General features: G+C 67.0%; 15 protein-coding genes. 5 read left to right on the top strand and 10 right to left on the bottom strand.

The features are described from left to right. The first annotated feature begins 1 nt into the window (after position 1). The 4 genes from acsB (at position 2) to DEBA_RS01175 (ending at position 5,640) form a co-directional block, all read left to right on the top strand. Positions 2–2,212 carry an acetyl-CoA decarbonylase/synthase complex subunit alpha/beta gene (gene acsB / locus DEBA_RS01190; protein ID WP_013257073.1) on the top strand — a complete coding sequence of 737 codons (2,211 nt, stop codon included), beginning with the start codon at positions 2–4 and terminating at the stop codon, positions 2,210–2,212. Between the two features lie 81 nt (positions 2,213–2,293). Further along, positions 2,294–3,637 carry an acetyl-CoA decarbonylase/synthase complex subunit gamma gene (gene acsC, locus DEBA_RS01185; RefSeq protein WP_013257072.1) on the top strand — a complete coding sequence of 448 codons (1,344 nt, stop codon included), beginning with the start codon at positions 2,294–2,296 and terminating at the stop codon, positions 3,635–3,637. A 38-nt stretch (positions 3,638–3,675) separates the two neighbouring features. Then, positions 3,676–4,557, top strand: a complete 882-nt coding sequence (locus tag DEBA_RS01180; RefSeq protein WP_013257071.1) for a dihydropteroate synthase — start codon at positions 3,676–3,678, stop codon at positions 4,555–4,557. 339 nt (positions 4,558–4,896) lie between these two features. Further along, complete coding sequence (locus DEBA_RS01175) at positions 4,897–5,640, top strand: complement resistance protein TraT (protein WP_013257070.1); 744 nt, start codon at positions 4,897–4,899, stop codon at positions 5,638–5,640. A 76-nt stretch (positions 5,641–5,716) separates the two neighbouring features. Here DEBA_RS01175 and DEBA_RS01170 read toward each other — a convergent pair whose 3' ends face one another. From DEBA_RS01170 to DEBA_RS01135, 8 genes are all read right to left on the bottom strand, one after another. Then, positions 5,717–6,415 (bottom strand): flagellar brake protein, encoded by a 699-nt coding sequence (locus DEBA_RS01170; RefSeq protein ID WP_013257069.1) that lies wholly within the window; start codon positions 6,413–6,415, stop codon positions 5,717–5,719. Between the two features lie 260 nt (positions 6,416–6,675). Continuing rightward, the gene (gene metG, locus DEBA_RS01165) at positions 6,676–8,646 is read right to left on the bottom strand and encodes a methionine--tRNA ligase (RefSeq protein ID WP_013257068.1); all 1,971 of its coding nucleotides are present in this window, start codon (positions 8,644–8,646) and stop codon (positions 6,676–6,678) included. Between the two features lie 2 nt (positions 8,647–8,648). Further along, complete coding sequence (gene ricT / locus DEBA_RS18255) at positions 8,649–9,857, bottom strand: PSP1 domain-containing protein (RefSeq protein ID WP_013257067.1); 1,209 nt, start codon at positions 9,855–9,857, stop codon at positions 8,649–8,651. A gap of 65 nt (positions 9,858–9,922) precedes the next feature. Then, positions 9,923–10,972: a DNA polymerase III subunit gene (locus tag DEBA_RS16615; protein WP_013257066.1), complete on the bottom strand. Its 1,050-nt coding sequence runs from the start codon at positions 10,970–10,972 to the stop codon at positions 9,923–9,925. Beyond that, positions 10,962–11,642 (bottom strand): dTMP kinase, encoded by a 681-nt coding sequence (gene tmk / locus DEBA_RS01150; RefSeq protein WP_013257065.1) that lies wholly within the window; start codon positions 11,640–11,642, stop codon positions 10,962–10,964. Before tmk ends, DEBA_RS16615 begins: the two co-directional genes overlap by 11 nt. Further along, positions 11,639–12,676, bottom strand: coding sequence for a 3'-5' exoribonuclease YhaM family protein (locus DEBA_RS01145; protein WP_013257064.1), 1,038 nt, complete (start codon positions 12,674–12,676; stop codon positions 11,639–11,641). Before DEBA_RS01145 ends, tmk begins: the two co-directional genes overlap by 4 nt. 2 nt (positions 12,677–12,678) lie before the next feature. After that, on the bottom strand, positions 12,679–13,512 hold the full coding sequence (locus tag DEBA_RS01140; RefSeq protein WP_013257063.1) for a phosphoribosylformylglycinamidine synthase subunit PurQ: 834 nt from the start codon (positions 13,510–13,512) through the stop codon (positions 12,679–12,681). Continuing rightward, the gene (locus DEBA_RS01135) at positions 13,509–16,514 is read right to left on the bottom strand and encodes an AIR synthase-related protein (RefSeq protein WP_013257062.1); all 3,006 of its coding nucleotides are present in this window, start codon (positions 16,512–16,514) and stop codon (positions 13,509–13,511) included. The genes DEBA_RS01140 and DEBA_RS01135 overlap by 4 nt, the downstream gene beginning before the upstream one ends. 204 nt (positions 16,515–16,718) lie before the next feature. Between DEBA_RS01135 and DEBA_RS01130 the strand changes: the two genes are divergently transcribed. Further along, positions 16,719–17,174 carry a DciA family protein gene (locus DEBA_RS01130; protein ID WP_013257061.1) on the top strand — a complete coding sequence of 152 codons (456 nt, stop codon included), beginning with the start codon at positions 16,719–16,721 and terminating at the stop codon, positions 17,172–17,174. Here the strand turns inward: DEBA_RS01130 and DEBA_RS01125 are convergent. Both DEBA_RS01125 and DEBA_RS01120 read right to left on the bottom strand, forming a co-directional pair. Then, positions 17,146–17,892 carry a tRNA1(Val) (adenine(37)-N6)-methyltransferase gene (locus DEBA_RS01125; RefSeq protein ID WP_013257060.1) on the bottom strand — a complete coding sequence of 249 codons (747 nt, stop codon included), beginning with the start codon at positions 17,890–17,892 and terminating at the stop codon, positions 17,146–17,148. The genes DEBA_RS01130 and DEBA_RS01125 overlap by 29 nt on opposite strands. Before the next feature lie 6 nt (positions 17,893–17,898). Beyond that, positions 17,899–19,251 (bottom strand): DUF1015 domain-containing protein, encoded by a 1,353-nt coding sequence (locus DEBA_RS01120; protein ID WP_013257059.1) that lies wholly within the window; start codon positions 19,249–19,251, stop codon positions 17,899–17,901. Positions 19,252–19,306 lie beyond the last annotated feature (55 nt).

Below are 19,306 nucleotides of genomic sequence, written 5' to 3'. Positions count from 1 at the left end.
AATGTCCAAACTGGTAGCTTTCGCGGCCATCCAAGGCGCGTACGAAATTGTCACCAGAGTCGAGGGCATCTACGAGAAAGCCCTGGAGAAATACGGTCCCGAGCAGAAGCTGGCCTTCCCCAACACGGCCTACTACCTGCCCATCATCTACTCGCTGCTGGGCATTCCGGTAACGGACATGGCCACGGCCGGCAAGGCCCTGAAGGTGGCCCGCAAGCTTCTGCCCGCCCACGTGCAGAACTTCAACCATCTGCCCTACCTGGGGCCCCTGCTGGACGCCGGCATGGCCGCCCTGTTCGCCGAGGAAGTGCTGGAAGCCATCCGCTATTTCGAGCAGCCCGACTTCTACACCCTGGGCGAGGAATGCGACCCGGCCAGCGGCAAGATTTGGCTGGGCGCGGCCGACGACACCATCCTGCGCAAGCGCGGCGTTGAGTTCGTCGACGGCTCGGCGCCGGGCTTCGCCGCCATCGTCGGCGCCGCTCCCAACGCCGAGATCGCCAAGGAGATCGCCGAGGAATACCAGCGGCGCAGCCTCTACGTGTTCATGGCCGGCAACCGCATGGGCACCACCTTCACCGAGCAGCTGATCGAGGCTGGCGTCCAGGTCGGTTGGAACACCCGCCTGGTGCCCTTCAGCCCCGACATCAGCGGCGCCGTCTTCGCCCTGGGCTTCGCCAACCGCGCGGCCATGGCCTTCGGTGGCGTCAAGCCCGGCGACTACAAGAAAAACCTGCTCTACAACAAAGACCGCGTGTTCGCCTTCGTCAACGCCTTTGGCGAGGTTAACGCCGAGTGGGCGGCCAACGCCGCCGGTTGCGTCAACTGGGGCTTCCCGACCATCGCCGACACCGACATCCCCGAGATCCTGCCCACCGGCGTGTGCACCTACGAGCACGTCGTCGGCAACATCCCGCACAGCGAGATGGTCCAGAAGTCGGTGGAGGTCCGCGGCCTCAAGACCATCGTGACCAAGGTCGACATTCCTCTGAGCTACGGCGCGGCCTTCGAGGGCGAGCGCGTGCGCAAGGACGACCTGTTCGTCGAGTTCGGCGGCAAGAAGCAGGCCACCGAGCTGGTCGAAATGGCCGAGATGGACGAGATCGAGGATAACAAGATCGTCGTCATCGGCAAGGAAATGGACGATGTGAAGAAGGGCGACAAGCTGGATCTGGGCATTTACGTCCAGGTGGCCGGCCGCAAGTTCCAGCCCGACTTCGAGCCCATCCTGGAGCGCCAGATCCACCACCTGATCAACTACGCTCAGGGCGTGATGCACATCGGCCAGCGCGACATCTCCTGGATTCGCCTGGGCCAGCCGGCCGTGGAAAAGGGCTTCAAGGTCCGCCACATCGGCCAGATCCTGCACGACATGTTCCACAAGGAGTTCGGCAGCATCCTGGACAAAGTCCAGGTGACGCTCTACACCGACCCCAAGGACGTCAAGGCCTTCACCGAAAAAGCCCGGGCCATGTACAAAGCCCGTGACTCTCGCGTGGAGAACATGACCGACGAAAACGAGGAGATCTTCTACTCCTGCACCCTGTGCCAGTCGTTCGCGCCCAGCCACGTCTGCGTGGTCAGCCCCGAGCGCACCGGCCTCTGCGGCGCCTACAACTGGATGGACTGCAAGGCCTCCTTCGAGATCAACCCCACTGGCCCCAACCAGCCCATCGAAAAGGGCGAGTGCCTCGATCCCAAGCTGGGCATGTGGAAGGGCTGCAACGACTTCGTGGCCAAGGCCAGCCGTGGCAAGATCAGCCAGTACAACTTCTATAGCATCGTCTACGAGCCCATGACCACCTGCGGCTGCTGCGAGTGCATCGCCGCCCTGTTGCCCGGCTGCAACGGCGTGATGACCGTGCACCGCGACTACACCGGCGAAACTCCCTGCGGCATGAAGTTCACCACCCTGGCCGGCGTCATGGGTGGCGGTCAGTCCTCGCCGGGCTTTGTTGGCCACTCCAAGTACAACATCATTCAGCGCAAGTACATCGCCGGTGACGGCGGCATCAAGCGTATGGTCTGGATGCCCAAGTCGCTCAAGGAAGAATTGCGTGAAGGCCTCTTGCGCCGTGGAGAGGAAGTCGGCGTGCCCGACCTCATCGACAAGATCTGCGATGAAACCATCGCCATCGACGAGGCCAGCGTGTACGAGTATCTGCAAAAGGTAGGCCATCCCGCTGTCGAGATGGACCCGATCGTTGGCTAGCTGACGCGCTAGGGGCCCCCTGGCCCGAGGGGGCCCCTTTTTCATAACTACTGATGCGCGCTCTGTTTTAAGGAGTGGACAATGGCCCTCACCGGCATTGAGATTTTCAAACTTCTGCCCAAAACGAACTGCGGCGAGTGCGGCGTGCCCACCTGCCTGGCGTTCGCCATGAACCTGGCGGCGGGCAAGGCCGAACTGGACAAATGCCCCTACGTCTCCGAGGAGGCCCGCGAGAAACTGGCCGCGGCCAGCGCCCCGCCCATCCGCCCGGTCAAGTATGGCAGCGGCGACACCGCCTCCACCGTCGGCGGCGAGACCGTGCTGTTCCGTCACGAGAAAACCTTCTTCAACCCCTGCGGCCTGGCCGGCACCCTTCTGGACACCGACGCCGACCTGGTGGCCAAGGCCAAGGTCTGGGCCGGCATGCAGTGGGAGCGCGTGGGCTTGAACCTGCGCCCGGGCCTGGTCTTCCTCAAGTGCGCCAGCAATGACGCCGCCAAGTTCGAGGCCGCGGCCAAGGCCCTTTGCGAAAGCACCGACCTTTCGCTGGTGCTGGCCTGCGAGGATCCGGCGATCATGGCCCCGGTGGCCAAGGCCCTGGCCGACAAAAAGCCCATCCTCTACGCCGCCACCAACCAGAACGCCGACAAGATGTGCGCCATCGCCGGCGAGACCGGCTGCCCCCTGGCCGTCAAGGCCGTCGACATCGACGAGGCCAAGGATCTGACCACCGAGCTGACCGAGGCCGGCCTGAAGGATCTGCTGATCGACACCGGCGCGCGCGACATCTCTGGCCTGCTGCAAGACCAGATCGCCGTGCGCCGCGCGGCCCTGCTCAAGCTCGACCGCACCCTGGGCTTCCCGACCATCGTCTTCCCCGGCGAAATGACCGACGACCCGGCCATGCAGGTGGCCATCGCCGCCTCGATGGTGGCCAAGTACGGCGGAATCATCGTCCTGGGCGAGCTGACCGCCGAGTCGGTGTTCCCGCTGCTGCTGGAGCGCCTCAATATCTACACCGACCCCCAGCGCCCCATGACCGTGACCCAGGGCATCTTCGAGATCAACGGCCCCGGCCCGGACAGCCCCGTGCTGGTGACCACCAACTTCTCGCTGACCTACTTCATCGTCAGCGGCGAGATCGAGTCCTCCCGCGTGCCTTCGTGGCTGCTGATCAAGGACACCGAGGGCCTGTCGGTTCTGACCGCCTGGGCCGCCGGCAAGTTCTCCGGCGACGACGTGGGCATGTTCGTCAAGAAGTGCGGCATCGAGGAAAAGATCAACCACAAGTCACTCATTATTCCCGGCTACGCCGCCGCCATCGTCGGCGACATGGAGGAGGAGCTTCCTGGTTGGAACATCAAGGTCGGCCCGCGCGAGGCGGCTCACCTGGCCAAGTTCCTCAAGGAGTGGAAGCCGGAATAGTTTTTGGATCAGGACCAATTCAGCGAGGGGTGTGACCCATGAAAACGATCGGCGAGAACCTAAACGTTATCAAAAAAGAGATCGGGCAGGCCTTCAAGGACCGTAATCCCGAGCCGATCCAGCGCTACGCCCTGGCCGAAAAGGCCGCCGGCATGGACTGGATCGACATCAACCTGGGGCCGGCGCGCAAGGGTGGCCCCGAGCTGATGGAGTGGGTGGTCAAGACCGTGCAGGAAGTCGTCACCGACATCCCGCTGGCCCTGGACACCTCCAACATCGAGGCCATCGAGGCCGGCTTGGCCGCCTACAAGGGCGACACCGTGCCCCTGGTCAACTCGGTCATGGCCCGTCCCGAGCGCTACACCGTGATGCTGCCCATGTGCGCCAAGTACCAGGCCGACATCGTGGCCCTGCTGTGGGGCCCCGAGGGTTTGCCGCGTGACGAGAACGAGCGCGCCTCCCTGTGCGTCGAGCTGTGCTACGCCGCCAACGAGGCCGGCCTGGCCAACGAGAAGCTCTTTGTCGACCCCATCATCACCCCGCTGAACATTCAGCAGGAACAGTTGATGGCCAACCTGCGCTTCATGGCCATGTTGCAGGACATCGTCCCCGGCGCCAAGAGCACCAACGGCCTGAGCAACTGCTCCAACGGCACCCCCTGGCGCGAGCCGCTCAACCAGATCTACATGATCATGCTCGAGCGGGCCGGCATGTACAGCAGCATCGTCGACTACGAAGACGAACTGCTGGTGGCCATCGCCAAGGGCCAGCGGCCCGACCTGGTCGAGGTTGTCCACAAGGTCCAGGACGGCGAGATCAAAGACCCCGGCGACGTCTCCGACGAAACCCAGAAGGTCTTTGTCAAGGGCGCCCAGGCCCTGCTCGGCCATATCCTCTACTCCGACTCCTGGTTCAAGTAGGCTGCGAGTCGACAAGGCGCGAAAGGGGTCACACCCCGCCTACGAGGGGGCCGCGCCAGACAACGGCTGAAGAATGAATAAAGGCCGGTGGGATAATCTCCCGCCGGCCTTTCGCGCTGTGGTGGCCGGCCACTTGGCCCAAGCGGGCGGAACTACCCGAAAGCATACGAGATCGCCGCGCTGGCCCACCGATCTGGCTTGCTCGGCAAGTCGCGGTCTGTTATCGTTGGGGGCGTGATTTACAGGCGCTAAACCGCGGCCGGGCCAAGGGCCCGTGGCCGGGCAATCCGCTCCGGGCGGGCGACGCCTCGCCGCCACGTGGGCAAGGGAGGTCTTTCGATGACGCAAAAAGCCGCCAAGACGCTTTCGCTGATGGCCGCTCTCGTGGCCCTGGCCTTGCTGGCCGGCTGCGCGGCCACCACCACGGCCATCCGCTACCAAGACCTCAAGGTCGAGACCCAGATGTCCGACACGGTCTTCCTCGACCCCGTGCCGCCCGAGCAGCGCACCGTCTACGTCCAGGTGCGCAACACCTCCGACCAGCCCTCGTTCAACATCCAATACGAGGTCTCGGCGGCCATCGCCGCCAAAGGCTACCAGGTCGTCTACGATCCGCGTCAGGCCCACTTCTGGCTGATGGCCAACATCCTCAGCGTCGGCCAGACCGACAAGTCGGCCCTGGAGCTGGCCAGCGGCGCGGGCTTTGGCGGGGCCATCGCCGGCGCGGCGGCCGGCGCGTTGATCGCCCGCAGCGGCTCGGAGTTGGGTGGCGCGGCCATCGGCGGCATCGCCGCCGGCGCGGCCGAGGTCATCGCCGGCTCCATGGTCAAGGTCAACTGGTTCGCCGTCATCACCGACGTGGAGATCTCCGAGGCCTCCAACGAGGGCATATCCGAGGAGACGCAGTCGAACCTGCGTCAGGGCTCCAGCACCATGGTCCGCCAGAGTTCGGCCCGCTCCACCGACCGCAAGCGCTTTCGCACGCGCATCGCCTCCAGCGCCCGCCAGGTCAACCTGACCTTCCCCGAGGCCGAGCCGCTCCTGCGCCAGGGCCTGATCAACTCCATCAGCGGCATGTTCTAAAAAAACCGGCCGGATAAAAGCAAAAGCGGTCGCCCCAGCAGGGGCGGCCGCTTTCCGTTGGCGCGCGGGGCGGCGCTCAGTCGCGTTGGCCCAGGTGGGCGATGGAGCGCTTGGCCGCGGCGTATTCGCCCAGGGTGGCCACCAGGGCCCGGATGCGCAAGGCCGAATCTTCGTCGAGGTCGCGGAACTGCACGCCCAAAAAGGCCATGCCGTTGCTTTGGCTGAGGCTGCGTAGCGTACCCGCGCAGCGCCGCGCCTTTTCGCCATCGGAGAGCTTCATGCCGATGATCACTTCACCGCCTATCTCCACCGCCGGCCGGCCCTTGAACTTGGCCGCGAAACGGCAGCCGGACGGGCTGATATCGAGCACCGCGCCGTTGATGAGTTGGCCCTGGCCAAGATCGGCCGCCGCGCTGAGGTAGCATTCCATGCGCGCCTCGCGGCGCAGCTCCTGGCGGCTGACGATCTGCGGATAAGACAAAAACACCAGCTTGACCGGCTTGTCGGTTGTCCCCAGCACGTTGGACTGAAAGGCGAAAATGGCCCCGGCGTGCAAGTAGCGCACCAGGACGGTGGTGCCTTCGTAGAACTTGTTGCGGATGGCCGGGCCGCCCTTGGGCATGTCCACAATGAGGTATTGGTCTTGGGCCAGGCCCACCAGGTCGGTCTTCAAAAAACCTTCGATGGCCTCCAAGCGCAGCAGCAGCCGGTCGCCCAGGGCGATTTCCAGCTTGGTCAGGCCGTCGGTCTCATTGATGAGCGCTTCGATGTCCATGGTTGCGATCTTCTTGTCCGCTGGTCCAGGCCGGCCATGGCGCGGCGTGTTGCTACCCGATATCACTGGCTTTGCTGATGTTACACCCCGTCAAGCGGCCCAGGCAACGACCATGAAAATCGCCGCCGCCAGGGCCGCGCCGCAACAAAAATGACCAACAGGTCAAAATCATGCTATCGCCTTGTTGCAACAGCACAAAACAAAAATCCCGCCGGCGCGCGACCACGCGCCGGCGGGCGGGGGGTTACGAAAAATCCTCCTCAGCGCACGATGCTGCCCGGCGTGGCCTCGGGGCCGGGGTCCACCAGGCTCAGGCCGCCATCAGGGCTCACGGCGGCCAGGCACATGCCGTGGCTGAGCACGCCGCGCAGCTTGGCCGGCTTGAGGTTGGCCACCACCACCACTCGGCGGCCAGGCAGTGCGGCCGGCTGATAGTGCTTGGCGATGCCGGCGACGATGGTGCGCGGCGCGTCCTCGCCCAGGTCCACGCTCAGGCGCAGTAGCTTGTCGGCCCCTTCCACCGGCGCGGCCTCGACAATCAGGCCCACGCGCAGCTCCACCCGGCCGAAGTCTTCGATGCCGATGGGCTGCTGGGCCGGGCCGGCCTCGGCCTTGGCGGCCCGCGGGGCCTTGGCCGGCGGCGCGTCGGCCTGTTTGGCCTGGGCCTTGACTTCGGCCTTGTGGGCCTTGGCCTGGACGCCGGCGGTGTCGATGCGTGGGAACAGCGTGGCCGGCTTGGCGATAACCGTCCCCGCCGGCGTGAGCGCGTCGCTTTCCAGCCCGGCCAGGCCGATTCGCGCGGGGTGGGCCAGGCCCATGTGCCCGGCCATGGTCTCGGCCATTTCGGGCATCACCGGCCAGATCAGCACCGCCACCTGGGCCAGGGTCCGCACAAGCTCGTGCATGACCCGGGCCAGGCGCGGGGCCTGCTCGGGCTGGGCGGCCAGGGCCCAGGGCTCGTTGGCCACCACGTACTTGTTGGCCGCGCCGATCAGCTCCCACAGGCGGGCCAGGCCCTTGTGGAAGGCGAAGGCCTCGAAGCCCTGGCGCAGGCCGTCCCGAGCCTGGGCGGCGACCTGGGCCAGCTCCTCGTCGGCCGGGGTGAGCGGCCCAGGTTGGGGCACAACGCCGTTGTGATATTTTACGAGCATATTCAACACACGGCTGTACAAATTGCCCAGGTCGTTGGCCAAATCGGCGTTGTAGCGCTGGATCAAAAGCTCTTCGCTGAAGCCGGCGTCCAGGCCGAAAGCCATCTCGCGCAGCAAAAAATAGCGGAAGGCGTCAACGCCGTAGACCTGGGCCAGCTCCAGGGGCCGCACCACGTTGCCCAGGGACTTGCTCATCTTGGCCTGGTCCACGTTCCAATAGCCATGCACGTTGAGGCGCTGGTAGAGGGGCAGGCCCATGGCCATGAGCATGGTCGGCCAGAAGATGGCGTGGGGCTTGAGGATGTCCTTGGCGATGAGGTGCTGGCCGGGCCAGAAGCGCGCAAAATCGTCGCCGTTGGGATAATCCAGGCCGGTTATGTAGTTGATCAGGGCGTCGAACCAGACATATGTGACGAAGTTTTGATCGAAAGGCAGCTCGACGCCCCAGGTCAGGCGGCTTTTGGGCCGGCTGATGCACAGGTCGTCCAGGGGCTCGGCCAGCATGCTTAGCACTTCGTTTTTATAGCGTTCGGGCCGGATGAAGTCGGGGTTGGCCTGGATGTGCTCGATGAGGGCCTGTTGATACTTGCCCATGCGAAAGAAATAGTTTTCTTCCTCGATGTAGACCGGCTCGGTGTGATGGTCGGGGCATTTGCCCTCGACCAGCTCCTTGTCGGTGAGGAAGCGCTCGCAGGCCACGCAGTAGTTGCCGCCATATTTGGCGAAATAGATGTCGCCCTGGTCGTGGACCTTTTGCAGCAGGGCGCGCACGGTCTGGATGTGCTGGGGATCGGTGGTGCGCACGAAGCGGTCGTATTGGATGTGCAGGTGGGGCCAAAGGTCGCGGAACAGGCCGCTGACGCGGTCGGCGTATTGCCGGGGCGAGAGGCCGTTTTTGGCGGCGGCCTCGGCGATCTTGTCTCCGTGCTCGTCGGTGCCGGTCTGCATGCGGGCGGTCTGGCCCAGTAGCAGATGAAAGCGCCTGGCCACGTCGGCGACGATGGTGGTGTAGGCGTGGCCCAGATGCGGTTCGGCGTTTACGTAATAAATAGGCGTGGTTATATAAAATGTCGCTTCCATGTTCAGCCTTGATCGTCGGGTTTGGCGGGTTTGCGCCGGCGGCGGGGCCGCGGCGGGCGTTTGGCCGCGCCCTCGCCGTTTGGTTGTTGGGCGTTCGGTTCGCCGTTGGCCGTGGGGCGTTGGGGGGCCTTGCCGTTGGCGCGGCCGTCGCCGCGACGACGGGGGCGTTGGCGACGCTGGCGGTTTTGGCCATCGGTTCTGGCCGGCGCGACGTCGTCGGCCTCGCCCCGCGGGGCCTCGTCGGCCGGGGTCTCGTCGCCTGGGGTCTCGTCGGCCGGGGCCTCATCGGCCAACGCTTCCGGCTCGGGTTCGTCCTCCGGCGCGTCGTGCTCGTCGGGTTCATCGTGCGCGGTTTGGCCGGCCGGCGCGTCGCCGCCTTCGATGGACTCCTGGGCCTTGGCCAACTGGCCGGCCAGCTCCTCGGGGCTCATGGTGATCTCGTCGCCATCGGCGGTGAGCACGGTGAGCTTGCGCTCCAGGACGCTCTGGCGCACGACCTTGGCCTCGCGGCCGTCGGCCAGAATGATCTTCTTGCCCAGCTTGGGCATGCCCTTGCGCAGATAGCGATAGGTTTCGTACTCGTAGGTCAGGCAGCACATCAGGCGGCCGCACAGGCCACTGATCTTGGTGGGGTTGAGCGAGAGGTTCTGCTCCTTGGCCATCTTGACGCTGACCGGCTCGAACTCGCCCAAAAACGTGGCGCAGCACAGCTCGCGGCCGCAACCGCCCAGGCCGCCCAGGAGCTTGGCCTCGTGGCGCACGCCGATCTGGCGCATCTCCACGCGGGTGCGGAACTTGGCCACCAGTTCACGCACCAGCTCGCGGAAATCCTGCCTGGTCTCGGCGGTGAAGTAAAAGATGATCTTGGAGCGATCGAACAGGCACTCGACCTTGCACAGATTCATGGCCAGCTTTTGCGAAGAGATGCGTTCGCGGCAAAAGGCCATGCCCTCTTTTTCGAGGGCGCGGTTTTGCTCCAGTTGGGCCAGATCTTCCTCGTTGGCCAGGCGGTGGACCTTTTTCAGCGGCGGATGATCGGCCGACTGCATCTGCTCGGGCCAGACGCGGGGCCCTCGGGCCACCTCGCCCAGCACCAGGCCCAGCTCGGTCTCCACCACCACCTTGTCGCCCACGGCCAACACGTAGTGGCCCGAGTCGAAATCGTATATCTTGGCGCCCGGATGGAAACGGACGCCCACGACCTTACCCATGAAGCCCTCTTTCGCCGCCGGCCCGCGCCGGCGTGTGCGCTCGGTTATGGCAACCCGAGGCTATTTTAGTCAAAAGCGCGGCCGGCCGCCAGGGCTCGCATTTCCTGGAGCATCACTGTGACGGCCAGCTCCGGGCTGGCGTTGGCCAGGATCTCCTGCTGGGCTTGGCGCAGGCGGCCAAAGGCAGCCACCAGGGCCGGAGGCGTGGCGGCCGGCGCGGCGGCCGGGCCGGGCAACAGGCGCAGCTCCGGCTTGCCCAGCGCGCCCACGGCCTGGTCGCGCAGGTCCAGGGCCAGCAAATCCAAAGCGTCGGCCAGGCCCTGGCGGTCGATGCGCTCGGCCCCGCGAAACTGGCCGACCAGCTCCTCGGCCAGGGCCCAGTCGTCCAGGGCGTCGGCGGGTCGCGCCAAGGCCTGGCGCAGGCGGCCCAGCAGGCGTTGTTGTTCTTCGTGATCCAAACATAGCGCCCGGCCCAGCGAACCGCCGCCCATGGCCGCGCGCAGGCTGGCCTGGGCCTGGTCCAGGCCCCGCGCCAACAGGGCCTGGCGGATGGTCTCCTCGGTCAGCGGAGCGAAGTTGACCTTGCGGCAGCGGCTGACGATGGTGGGCAACAGCTCGCGGGGGTCGCCCACGGTCAAAACGATGATGTTGCGCGGCGGCGGCTCTTCCAGCGTCTTGAGCAGAGCATTGGCCGCGGTGGCGTTCATCTGCTGGGCCTGACGGATCAGCAGCATGCGCGTGGCCCCGCCCAGCGGCGCGAAGCGCATGGCGGCCATGGCCTCGCGCACGTCCTCGACCTTGATCTGGCTGGAGGCGGCCTCACCCGGCGGCTGCAAGAGCAAAAGCTCCTCGTGCCGCCAGGCCTGCGCCCGCTGGCAGGCGGGGCAATGTCGGCACGGGTGGGGCCTATCCTCCTGGGCCGCGCCGCCAAAGAGCCCGCCGCCATCGGCCGCGCCCTGGCAGTTCAGGGCCAAAAAAAGCTCCAGCGCCGCCGTGGCTCGCCCCACGCCCTCGGGCCCGCAGAAAAGATAGGCGTGGGCCAGCTTGCCGGCGGCCATCTCGGCCGTCAATTGGGCCGTGACCCGCGCCTGGCCCAACAGGCCCTCAAAGGCCACAGCGTCGCCACTCCCGCAACAGCGGCTCGACATGGGCCCAGATGGCCTCGGCCACTTCCTCGGCCGGCCGCGCGGCGTCGACGGGCTTGATCCGCCCCGGCTCGGCCTGGGCCTGGGCCAGAAAACCCTCGCGCAGGCGTTCGTGAAACTCCAGCTTTTCTTTTTCCATGGGGCTTGGTCCCTGGCCCAGCTCGCCCTGGCGCTGGGCGGCCCGGGCCAGGCCCAGGCCGGGGTTCAAGTCCAACAGCAAGGTCAGATCGGGCCAGCATTGGCCGCAGACCCACTGGTTGAGTCGGCGCACGCGCTCCAGGCCCAGGCCCCTGGCCAGGCCCTGATAGACCTCGCTGGAGTCGGCGAAGCGGTCACAGACGACCACCTCGCCGCGCAAAAGGGCCGGTTCGATCTTGGCCCGCACGTGATGGCTGCGGTCGGCCAAAAACAACAGCAGTTCGGTGACCGGGTCCACCGGTTCTTGGCCGGGGCCCAAGAGCAGCTCGCGGATGGTCTGGCCCAGGCTGGCCCCGCCGGGTTCGCGGGTCAGCACGACTTTCAGGCCCAGGCCACGGATCCGCCGGCCCAACATGCTGGCCTGGGTCGATTTGCCGCAGCCCTCGCCGCCCTCCAGGGTGATGAACGGCGCGCGCGGCGTTTTGGCCGGCTTGGCGCTCATGATTGCTCGCCCATATCGAAAAGCCCAGGCATGACCGCACTGTCGACGGCCTTCGCCTCCGTTTTGACCGGCTGGTCGGGTTGATCCCAGACTGGCGGGCCGGCGTAGACCACCCGTTCGAGCAGGCGATGATAACGGCTCCAGTGGCCGGTCTCCGGCTCCTCGGCGGCGGCGGCGCGCAGCATGGCCATTTTGGCGTCCAGATCGTCGATCATGTGCAGGGCCAGGGCCTCGGCGGTCTTGGGCCGGCGGGGGCTGCCAAACTGATAATCTCCGTGGTGGCTGAGAATCATGTGGCGGATCATGGCGGCGGCGGGGGCTGGAAAGTCGGGCAGCTTGGCCAGGCGCTCGTCGAGCAGGCGCGCGCCGATGGCGATGTGGCCCTCCAAGCGGCCCTCGTCGGTGTAGTCGATGGGCGGGCCCAGGCTCAGTTCGCGGGTCTTGCCCACGTCGTGCAGCAGGGCCCCGCAGATCAACAGCCCCGCGTCCAGGTGCGGGTAGCGCCCGGCCACGGCCACGGCCAGGCCGGCCACGCCGGCGGTGTGCTCCAGCAGGCCGGCGGCGTAGGCGTGATGGGCGGCCTTGGCCGCCGGGGCCAGCTCGAAGACGCGGCGAAAGGCCGGCTCGTCGAAAAAGGTCTTGAGCAGGCGGCGCAGGTGCTTGTTTTTGACCTTGGCCCGGGCCGCGTCCACGGCGGCCCACAGCTCGGCCAGGGGCACGGGGCTGGCCGGCAGAAAGTCGGCCGGCGAGGCCAAGGGGTCCACGGCGATGCTGGCCAGCACCAGTTGCGGCCGGCCCTGAAAGGCCTCCACCCGGCCGCTGATGGCCACGACCATGCCCACGCGCGGCTCGGCCAGCAGCTCCTCGGCCCGCTCCCACAGCTTGGCCTCCATCTCGCCGCCCCGGTCGCCCAGGCGCAGCGCGCCGTAGGCCTTGCCCCCCCGCGAGGTGGCGATCTGCTTGCGCAGCAGCAGATACGAGCCGCGCACGATCTGGCCGTCGCTCATCTGGTTGATGGCCGGCTGGTCGCTCATGGCTAGAGGCTCGCCTTGGCCGCGGCCACGGCGTTGTGAAAGATGGCCATGCCCGGGCCCTCGGCCATGGGGTCGAGCTCCCGGCCCTGGCGGCGGGCCCGCTCGCGGATGGCCGTCCAGGTGGGATGCTGGCTGAGGCGATAGTGGGCCTCGGGGTGGGGCATCAGGCCAAAGACCCGGCCGCTGGGGTCGCAGATGCCGGCGATGTCGTCCATGGCCCCGTTGGGGTTGGCCGGCCACTTGCCGCCGGCCGGTCGGCCCTGACCGTCGCCGTAGCGCGTCACGGCCAGGCCCTGGGCCTGGATGGCGGCCATGGTCTCGGGGCCGCAGATGAACTTGCCCTCGCCGTGGCGGATGGGAACCTCCAGGCGCTCCAGGCCCCTGGTGAAAACACAGGGGCTGGCCGGGTCGAAGATCAGCTCGACCCAACGATCTTGAAAATTGCCGCAATCATTGGCCGCCAGCGCCGCGTCGCGCCGCCACCGGCCATCCAGCATGGGCAGCAGGCCAAAGTTGACCAGGGCCTGGAAGCCGTTGCAGATGCCCAGCACCAGGCCGCCCCGCGCCAGAAAACGGCGCATCTGCTCGCCCAGATGGTTGCGCAGGCGGTTGGCCAAAAGCACCCCGGCCCCGTGATCGTCGCCCCAGGCGAAACCGCCGGCGAACACGACGATGTGCTGATCGTCCAAGGTCTGGCAGGGGGCCAGGCCTGGCGCGCCGGTCAGGTCGCTGATGTGGGCCCGCCTGACCTGGGCCCCGGCCAGGGCCAGGACGTGGGCCGTCTCCCAGTCGCAGTTGACGCCATAGCCGCTCAGAACCAGCGCCCGCACGCTCATACCAACGCTCCAAACCGCCGCGTGAACTGGCGGCGCATCTTGCCGATGGCCAGCGAGGCCACTGCCTGGCCGCCACTGGTGATGACCAGGCTCTTGCCCTTGGTCACCCGGCCCACGGCCCGCGCGCTGAAGTCCGCCAAGAGCGCCTCGAAGGCCGCCGCCTTGGCCGGATCGACGCAGACCACCAAGCGGCCGGTGGATTCGCTGAACAACCGGCCGAGCAAACCCAGATCATCCGGCGCGTCCAGGGCGTCCAGGTCCAGCTCCAGGCCCAGGCCGCCGGCCAGGGCCATGCGGGCCCAGGCCAGGGCCAGGCCGCCCCGCGAGGGCAGGCAGACCGCGGCCAGCAGGCCCTCTTTCAACCCCTGGTGCACGGCCAGGCACAGGGCCTTGGTGGCCGCCAGGTCGCTCTTGGGCGCTTGCAGGCCCACCTGGCCCAGGTGATTGTATAGCGCGCCGCCGCCCAGTTCGTCTTTGGTGCGGCCCAGAACATAAACAATGTCGCCGGCGACCTTGGGCTCCAGGGTCTGGCACCAGGCCAAGTCATGCACCGGCGCGGTGGCGGTGAACATCATCGTCGGCGGGCCCGAGACGCGGCGGCGCAGGCCCCGTCGATCGGCGATGGTGCCGTCCACGTACATGGAGTCTTTGCCCGAAAGTAGCGGAATGCCGGCCGTCAGGCAACAATCGCGCAGCGCCCAGCAGGCCCGCACCAACTGGGCGGCCTTGTAGCGGCCGTCGGGGTTGTTTTTGGGATCGTATTGGATCGACGGCCAGCAGAAGTTGTCCATGCCGCCGGTCTGGGCCGGATCGCCGCCCACGGCCGTGACCCGGCGCAGGCCCTCGTCGATCTCGGCGGCGACCATGTCGTAGGTGTCGATATCGCCGTATTCGGTCAAAAATACCTGAGCCATGGCCAAACCGGCCCGACCGTCCAGGCGGGGCAGCAACACCGCCGCCTCGCTGGGCACGTCCTGGGCCGGGCCGACAAAGGGCTTGATCACGCTGGAGCCCTGCACCTCGTGGTCGAACTGGCGGTTGATCCACTGGCGCGAGCACAGGTTGGGGCTGGCCAGCAGTTCGAGGATCAGCTTGTCGGCCTCGATGGGCGCGGCCAGCACCGGCTCGACCAGGCCGCGCAGGGCCGGCGGCGTCCACTGGGCCTCGAAGCGCCATTGCGGAAAGCCGCTCTCCAGAAAATCCACGTCCACGTAGCAGCAGACTTCCGACCCATAGGTCAACTTCAGCTTGCCCGTGGCGGCGTAGCGGCCCAGCACCGTCGACTCCACGCCGTGCTTGGCCGATAAGCTCATGAATCTTGGCAGGTTGTCCGGGGCCACGGCCACGGTCATGCGCTCTTGGCTTTCGCTGACCCAAATCTGCCAGGGGTCGAGCCCTTGATATTTCAGCGGGGCCTTGGCCAGGTCGACCTCGGCCCCTCGGCTGGAGCGGGCGCTCTCGCCGATGCTGCTGGAAAGGCCGCCGCCGCCGTTGTCGGTGATGAAATTTATCAGCCCCTCGTCACGGGCCTCCAACAAAAAGTCGTGCATTTTCTTTTGGGTGTAGGGGTCGCCGATCTGCACGTGACCGGCCGGAGTGTTGTCGGAAAAACCGGCGCTGGAGGCGGTCACGCCGTGAATGCCGTCGGCCCCGACCCGGCCGCCGCACATGATCACCAGATCGCCGTCACCGGCGGCCTTCAAATGGCTGGGCCGGCCGGCGACCTCCCTGGGCATCACGCCCACCGCGCCCACGAAAACCAGGCACTTGCCCAGATAGCGCTCGTCAAAGATCAGCGTGCCCAGAGCGGTGGGTATGCCGCTCTTGTTGCCGCCGTCGCGCACGCCGTCGATCAGCCCATCCAGCAGCCGCCGGGGGTGCAACAACGGCCGCAGATCGCCGTCGTAATCCCTGGGCCCCACGCAAAAGCCCCACATGCCAGCGGCCAGCTTGGAGCCCAGGCCCGTGCCCAGCGGATCGCGGTAGACGCCGACAATGCCCGTGATCGCTCCGCCGTAGGCCTCCATGTTGCTGGGGCTGTTGTGGGTCTCGCCGGTGACGGCGTAGTTGTATTGCTCGTCGAGCCGGGCCACGCCAGCGTTGTCCCACAGGACGCTGACCACCCACGCTTTTTGCGCGGCCAGTTGCTCGGTGGGCGTCTTGATGCACGACTTGAAAAGATTGTCCACCTCGACGCTTTGGCCCGTGGCCAGGTCGCGGTAGGCGTAGCGGCCGGTGAAGGTGTTGTGGTTGCAATGGTCGCTGCGGGCCTGGCTGATGTATTCCAGCTCCACGTCGGTGGGGCCGGCCAGGCCCACCGCCGCCCGCTCGGCCCGCACGCGTGGGTCGTCGAAATAGGCGCGGATGGCCGGCAGATCGGCCGGATTCAAAAACAACCCACGCCGATCCGACAGCTCCATCAGCTCGGCGTCGGAGCGCGCCTCGATGCGCTCGACCACCGGCCGGCGGCCCAACTCCACCCGAGGGATGATCAGCCCCACGCCGTTTTGGCTATCCCACTCCGCCGCGCCAATCACCCGCCAACGCTGGATGATCGGGTTGGCCAACAGCTCGGCGCATAACGCCTCGGCCCCGGCCCGCGTCAAGCGCGGCGCGCGCAGCAGGTGCAGCCGGCTGGCGTAGACCGCCTCGTCCGGCCCAAATTCCCGACCCAGGGCGTCGGCCATGCCCTCGATGGCCGTGGCGCCTTCATTGTCGCGCACCCCAGGCTTCAGCCCCACCCACAAAGCCCAGTCGAAAGCGGGCATGATCTGGCCGGCCAGCGGCGCGAAGGAGCTGAGCTCGGTGACGGGGTTGGTGAAAACCTCTTGGCGGACGAAGTCCAGTTGGTTTTCATCCAGGGCGGTGTCGAAGGTCAACACCCGCAAGACCCTGGCCTCCTCCACCGGCAAACGCAGATACGCCCGCGCCCGCGCGCGCAGCCCCGCGCCCGCCGGGTCCGGCAACTGGGGCCGCAGCCCTATTTCAAGACGGCTTGCCATCGCTCGCAAACTCCGGGTTGGCGCAAATAGAAGTATTGATAGTATCAAGCATCCGGCATCGAGGAAAGCCCGCGCGCGGCTAAAAGCGCTCTTTTTGGTTTTCTTGGGGCCGACGGGCGGCGGGCGGCCGGGTTGGGGCCTGGATTTGCCGGGCCGGTCGCGGTACGATCGATCAAGCGGCCCAATGTCACGGCGGGAGGAGCCATGAGCCGGCCCGACAAACCAAAAAAGCTAGGCCAGGCCCTGGCCGGCGCGCTGCCCGGCGGGGTGGCGGCGCGTCTGCCCGGCCCTGGGCTGCTGGCGGCCTGGCGCGCGGCGGTGGGGCCGTTGGTGGCCTCGCGCGGGCGGCCGGTGCGCCTGGACCCGGATGGCGCGCTGGTGGTGGCCGTGCGCGGCGCGGCCTTCCGGCAGGAGCTGGCCCTGGCCGCGCCGGGCCTGGTGGCGGCGCTGGCCGGGCTGGGCGTGCGTTCGTTGAAGCTGATCAAGGCGCGGGCGGCCCCGCCCCCGCCGCCGCCCGAACCCGAGCCGCCGCCGCTGAGCGCGGGCGAACTGGCCGAGCTGGAGGCCATGGTGGCCGGCGTGCGCGACGAAAAGGTGCGCCAAGCCCTGTTGGCGGCCATGAGCGCACAGTTCAGAACAGGCCCAGATCGCCATAGATAGCCGAAACCTCGGGCGTATACTCTTGGCCTGGGCCGTGGACGATCAGCGGCGGGTGGACGCTCAGTTGCTGGCCGCCGTCCTTGACCGCCTCGATCAGCGCCGTTTTGGCCGGGGCGTCCAGGCGGCCGTGGATCAGGCGCAGACGTTTGGGCGTCAGGCGGTGTTGGCCCAGCTCGGCCAGGGCCTGGGGCAGGCGGCTGGCCGGCCAGCAGAAGGCCAGGCGATCGCCGCGTTTGAGCAGGCGCGCGGCCTGCCGCCAGAGGTCATGGGGTTGCAGGGCCAGCTCGGTTCGGGCCTTGGCCCTGGCGGGATCGGGCGAGGCGCGGCCCCGTCCGGCCTGGCTGAAGGGCGGATTGCAGACCACCAGCTTGTAGCCGCCGGGTTGCAGGGCGGGATGGTCTTGGCTCAGGTCGGCCCGGATGGTTTGTCCGTCCAGGCCGGCGTGGGCCTGGTTGAGCTGGCAGCAGTGGGCGGCCAGGGGGTCGATCTCCACGGCCAGAAACGGCCCGGCCAGGCCACGGGCGGCCAGCAGTAGGCCCACCACCCCGCAGCCGGCGCAGAGGTCGGCCACCGGCCCGGCCGTGGGCGTGGCGAAGGCGGCCAGCAGGACGCTGTCGATGGAAAAGCGATAGCCGGACTTGGGCTGGTAAAAGACGTGGCGGCCCAGCGCGTCGCGGGTGATCTCGCCCGCGCCGGGCCGGCCGCCGTTTTCGCCCATGGCCCTTCAGCAGGCCGCGATATCCTCGTCGGGCAGGACGAGGTTGAGGGTCAGGCCGGTGAGCGCCTTGGGATAGAAATAGGTGGACTTGCGCGGCATGATCAAGCCGGCCTCGGCCACGGCCTTGACCTGCTCTACCTTGGTGGGGTTGAGCAAAAAGGCCACCCGCGCCTGGCCGCTCTGCACCTGGGCCAGGGTGTCCCTGGTGTCGGAGTTGTAGCTGATGAGGTGGGCCATGTCGCGGGCGTTGTTGTCCAGGCCCAGGATCTTTTCCAGGATCATGCGCGTGAGCACGGCCACGTCGAGCTGGCGCAGGGGCCCGAAGACGTCGGGGCCTTCTTCTTGATCCATGGCGCCGGGCTTGAGCGAGAGGATGTGCAGCTTGTCGCTGTCGTGACAGGCCATGCCGATGCTGGGGCGTTGCCGGCCGGCCTGGGCCAGGGCCTCGACCAGCACGGGCGCGTTGGCGGCCAGGCCGCCGGGGGCCTCGATGATCAGCTCGTCAAAGTCTTGGCGGGCGTGGCGCATGAAGTCCACGGCCGAAAAGCCGTCGAGCCGGGGCACGGCGCGGTGACAGGCAAAGACGGTCAGGCCGGGGTCGCTCATCGAGCAGAGATAGACCATGACGTAGTTGAACGAGGCCAGCAGCCCGGCCTCGGGGCATTGGCCGCGCATGTGGTTGCGATAATTGAGGGCCGTCTCGTAGCGGTGGTGGCCGTCGGCGATGAAAATGACCTTGTCGGCCATGAGTTTTCGCACGCTGGCGCAGGCTGCGGGGTCGCTGACGGCGTGGAGCTGCTGACGCAGACCCATGGGGTCGATGAAGTCGTAGTCGGGCGCTTGGGCCTGGGCGCTTTGCAGGGCGCCCATGACGGCGTTTTGGTCGTCGGGAAAAAGGGCGAAGATCGGCGAGATGTTGGCCCGGGTTTTTTTGATCAGGGCCAGGCGGTCTTCCTTGTGTTCGGTGAAGGTGCGCTCGTGGGGCAGCACCACGCCGGCGTCGAAGTCTTCCAGGCGCAGCAGGGTGAAAAAGCCGGTGCGCACGCGCTCATTGCCGTCGGGGTCTTGGTAGGTGGTGCGCGAAACATAAAAGGCCGGCTTTTCGTCGCGCTTGAGCACGCCGCTTTGCATCCAGCGCTGGAGGTGTTCGGCGGCGCGGGTGTAGCGATTGTCGGCGGCGCTGTCGCTGTCGCGCTTGCGGTTTAGCTCCAGGCGGATGATGTTGTGGGGGTCGGCGTTGTAAAAGCCGTCCTGCTGGCTGGCGTTGATCACGTCGTATGGCGGGGTGACGACCTGTTCCATGCCGGCGATTTTGTCAAGGTTGTAGCGCAGGGCCCGGAAGGGCGCGACCACGGCCATGAGGCACCTCCAAAAAAACTGATAGTGACCCGGTGGACGATCCGGGGCAGTTTTT

The organism is Desulfarculus baarsii DSM 2075, from assembly GCF_000143965.1.
Taxonomy (GTDB): domain Bacteria; phylum Desulfobacterota; class Desulfarculia; order Desulfarculales; family Desulfarculaceae; genus Desulfarculus; species Desulfarculus baarsii.
The sequence above is the reverse complement of the archived record's forward strand: the minus strand, read 5'-3'. Positions and strand labels throughout refer to the sequence as shown.

Coding starts and splice junctions, on each gene's coding strand:
- acsB (WP_013257073.1), top strand. CDS start 2: ATGTCCAAACTGGTAGCTTTCGCGGCCATCCAAGGCGCGTACGAAATT.
- acsC (WP_013257072.1), top strand. CDS start 2,294: ATGGCCCTCACCGGCATTGAGATTTTCAAACTTCTGCCCAAAACGAAC.
- DEBA_RS01180 (WP_013257071.1), top strand. CDS start 3,676: ATGAAAACGATCGGCGAGAACCTAAACGTTATCAAAAAAGAGATCGGG.
- DEBA_RS01175 (WP_013257070.1), top strand. CDS start 4,897: ATGACGCAAAAAGCCGCCAAGACGCTTTCGCTGATGGCCGCTCTCGTG.
- DEBA_RS01170 (WP_013257069.1), bottom strand. CDS start 6,415: ATGGACATCGAAGCGCTCATCAATGAGACCGACGGCCTGACCAAGCTG.
- metG (WP_013257068.1), bottom strand. CDS start 8,646: ATGGAAGCGACATTTTATATAACCACGCCTATTTATTACGTAAACGCC.
- ricT (WP_013257067.1), bottom strand. CDS start 9,857: ATGGGTAAGGTCGTGGGCGTCCGTTTCCATCCGGGCGCCAAGATATAC.
- tmk (WP_013257065.1), bottom strand. CDS start 11,642: ATGAGCGCCAAGCCGGCCAAAACGCCGCGCGCGCCGTTCATCACCCTG.
- DEBA_RS01145 (WP_013257064.1), bottom strand. CDS start 12,676: ATGAGCGACCAGCCGGCCATCAACCAGATGAGCGACGGCCAGATCGTG.
- DEBA_RS01140 (WP_013257063.1), bottom strand. CDS start 13,512: ATGAGCGTGCGGGCGCTGGTTCTGAGCGGCTATGGCGTCAACTGCGAC.
- DEBA_RS01135 (WP_013257062.1), bottom strand. CDS start 16,514: ATGGCAAGCCGTCTTGAAATAGGGCTGCGGCCCCAGTTGCCGGACCCG.
- DEBA_RS01130 (WP_013257061.1), top strand. CDS start 16,719: ATGAGCCGGCCCGACAAACCAAAAAAGCTAGGCCAGGCCCTGGCCGGC.
- DEBA_RS01125 (WP_013257060.1), bottom strand. CDS start 17,892: ATGGGCGAAAACGGCGGCCGGCCCGGCGCGGGCGAGATCACCCGCGAC.
- DEBA_RS01120 (WP_013257059.1), bottom strand. CDS start 19,251: ATGGCCGTGGTCGCGCCCTTCCGGGCCCTGCGCTACAACCTTGACAAA.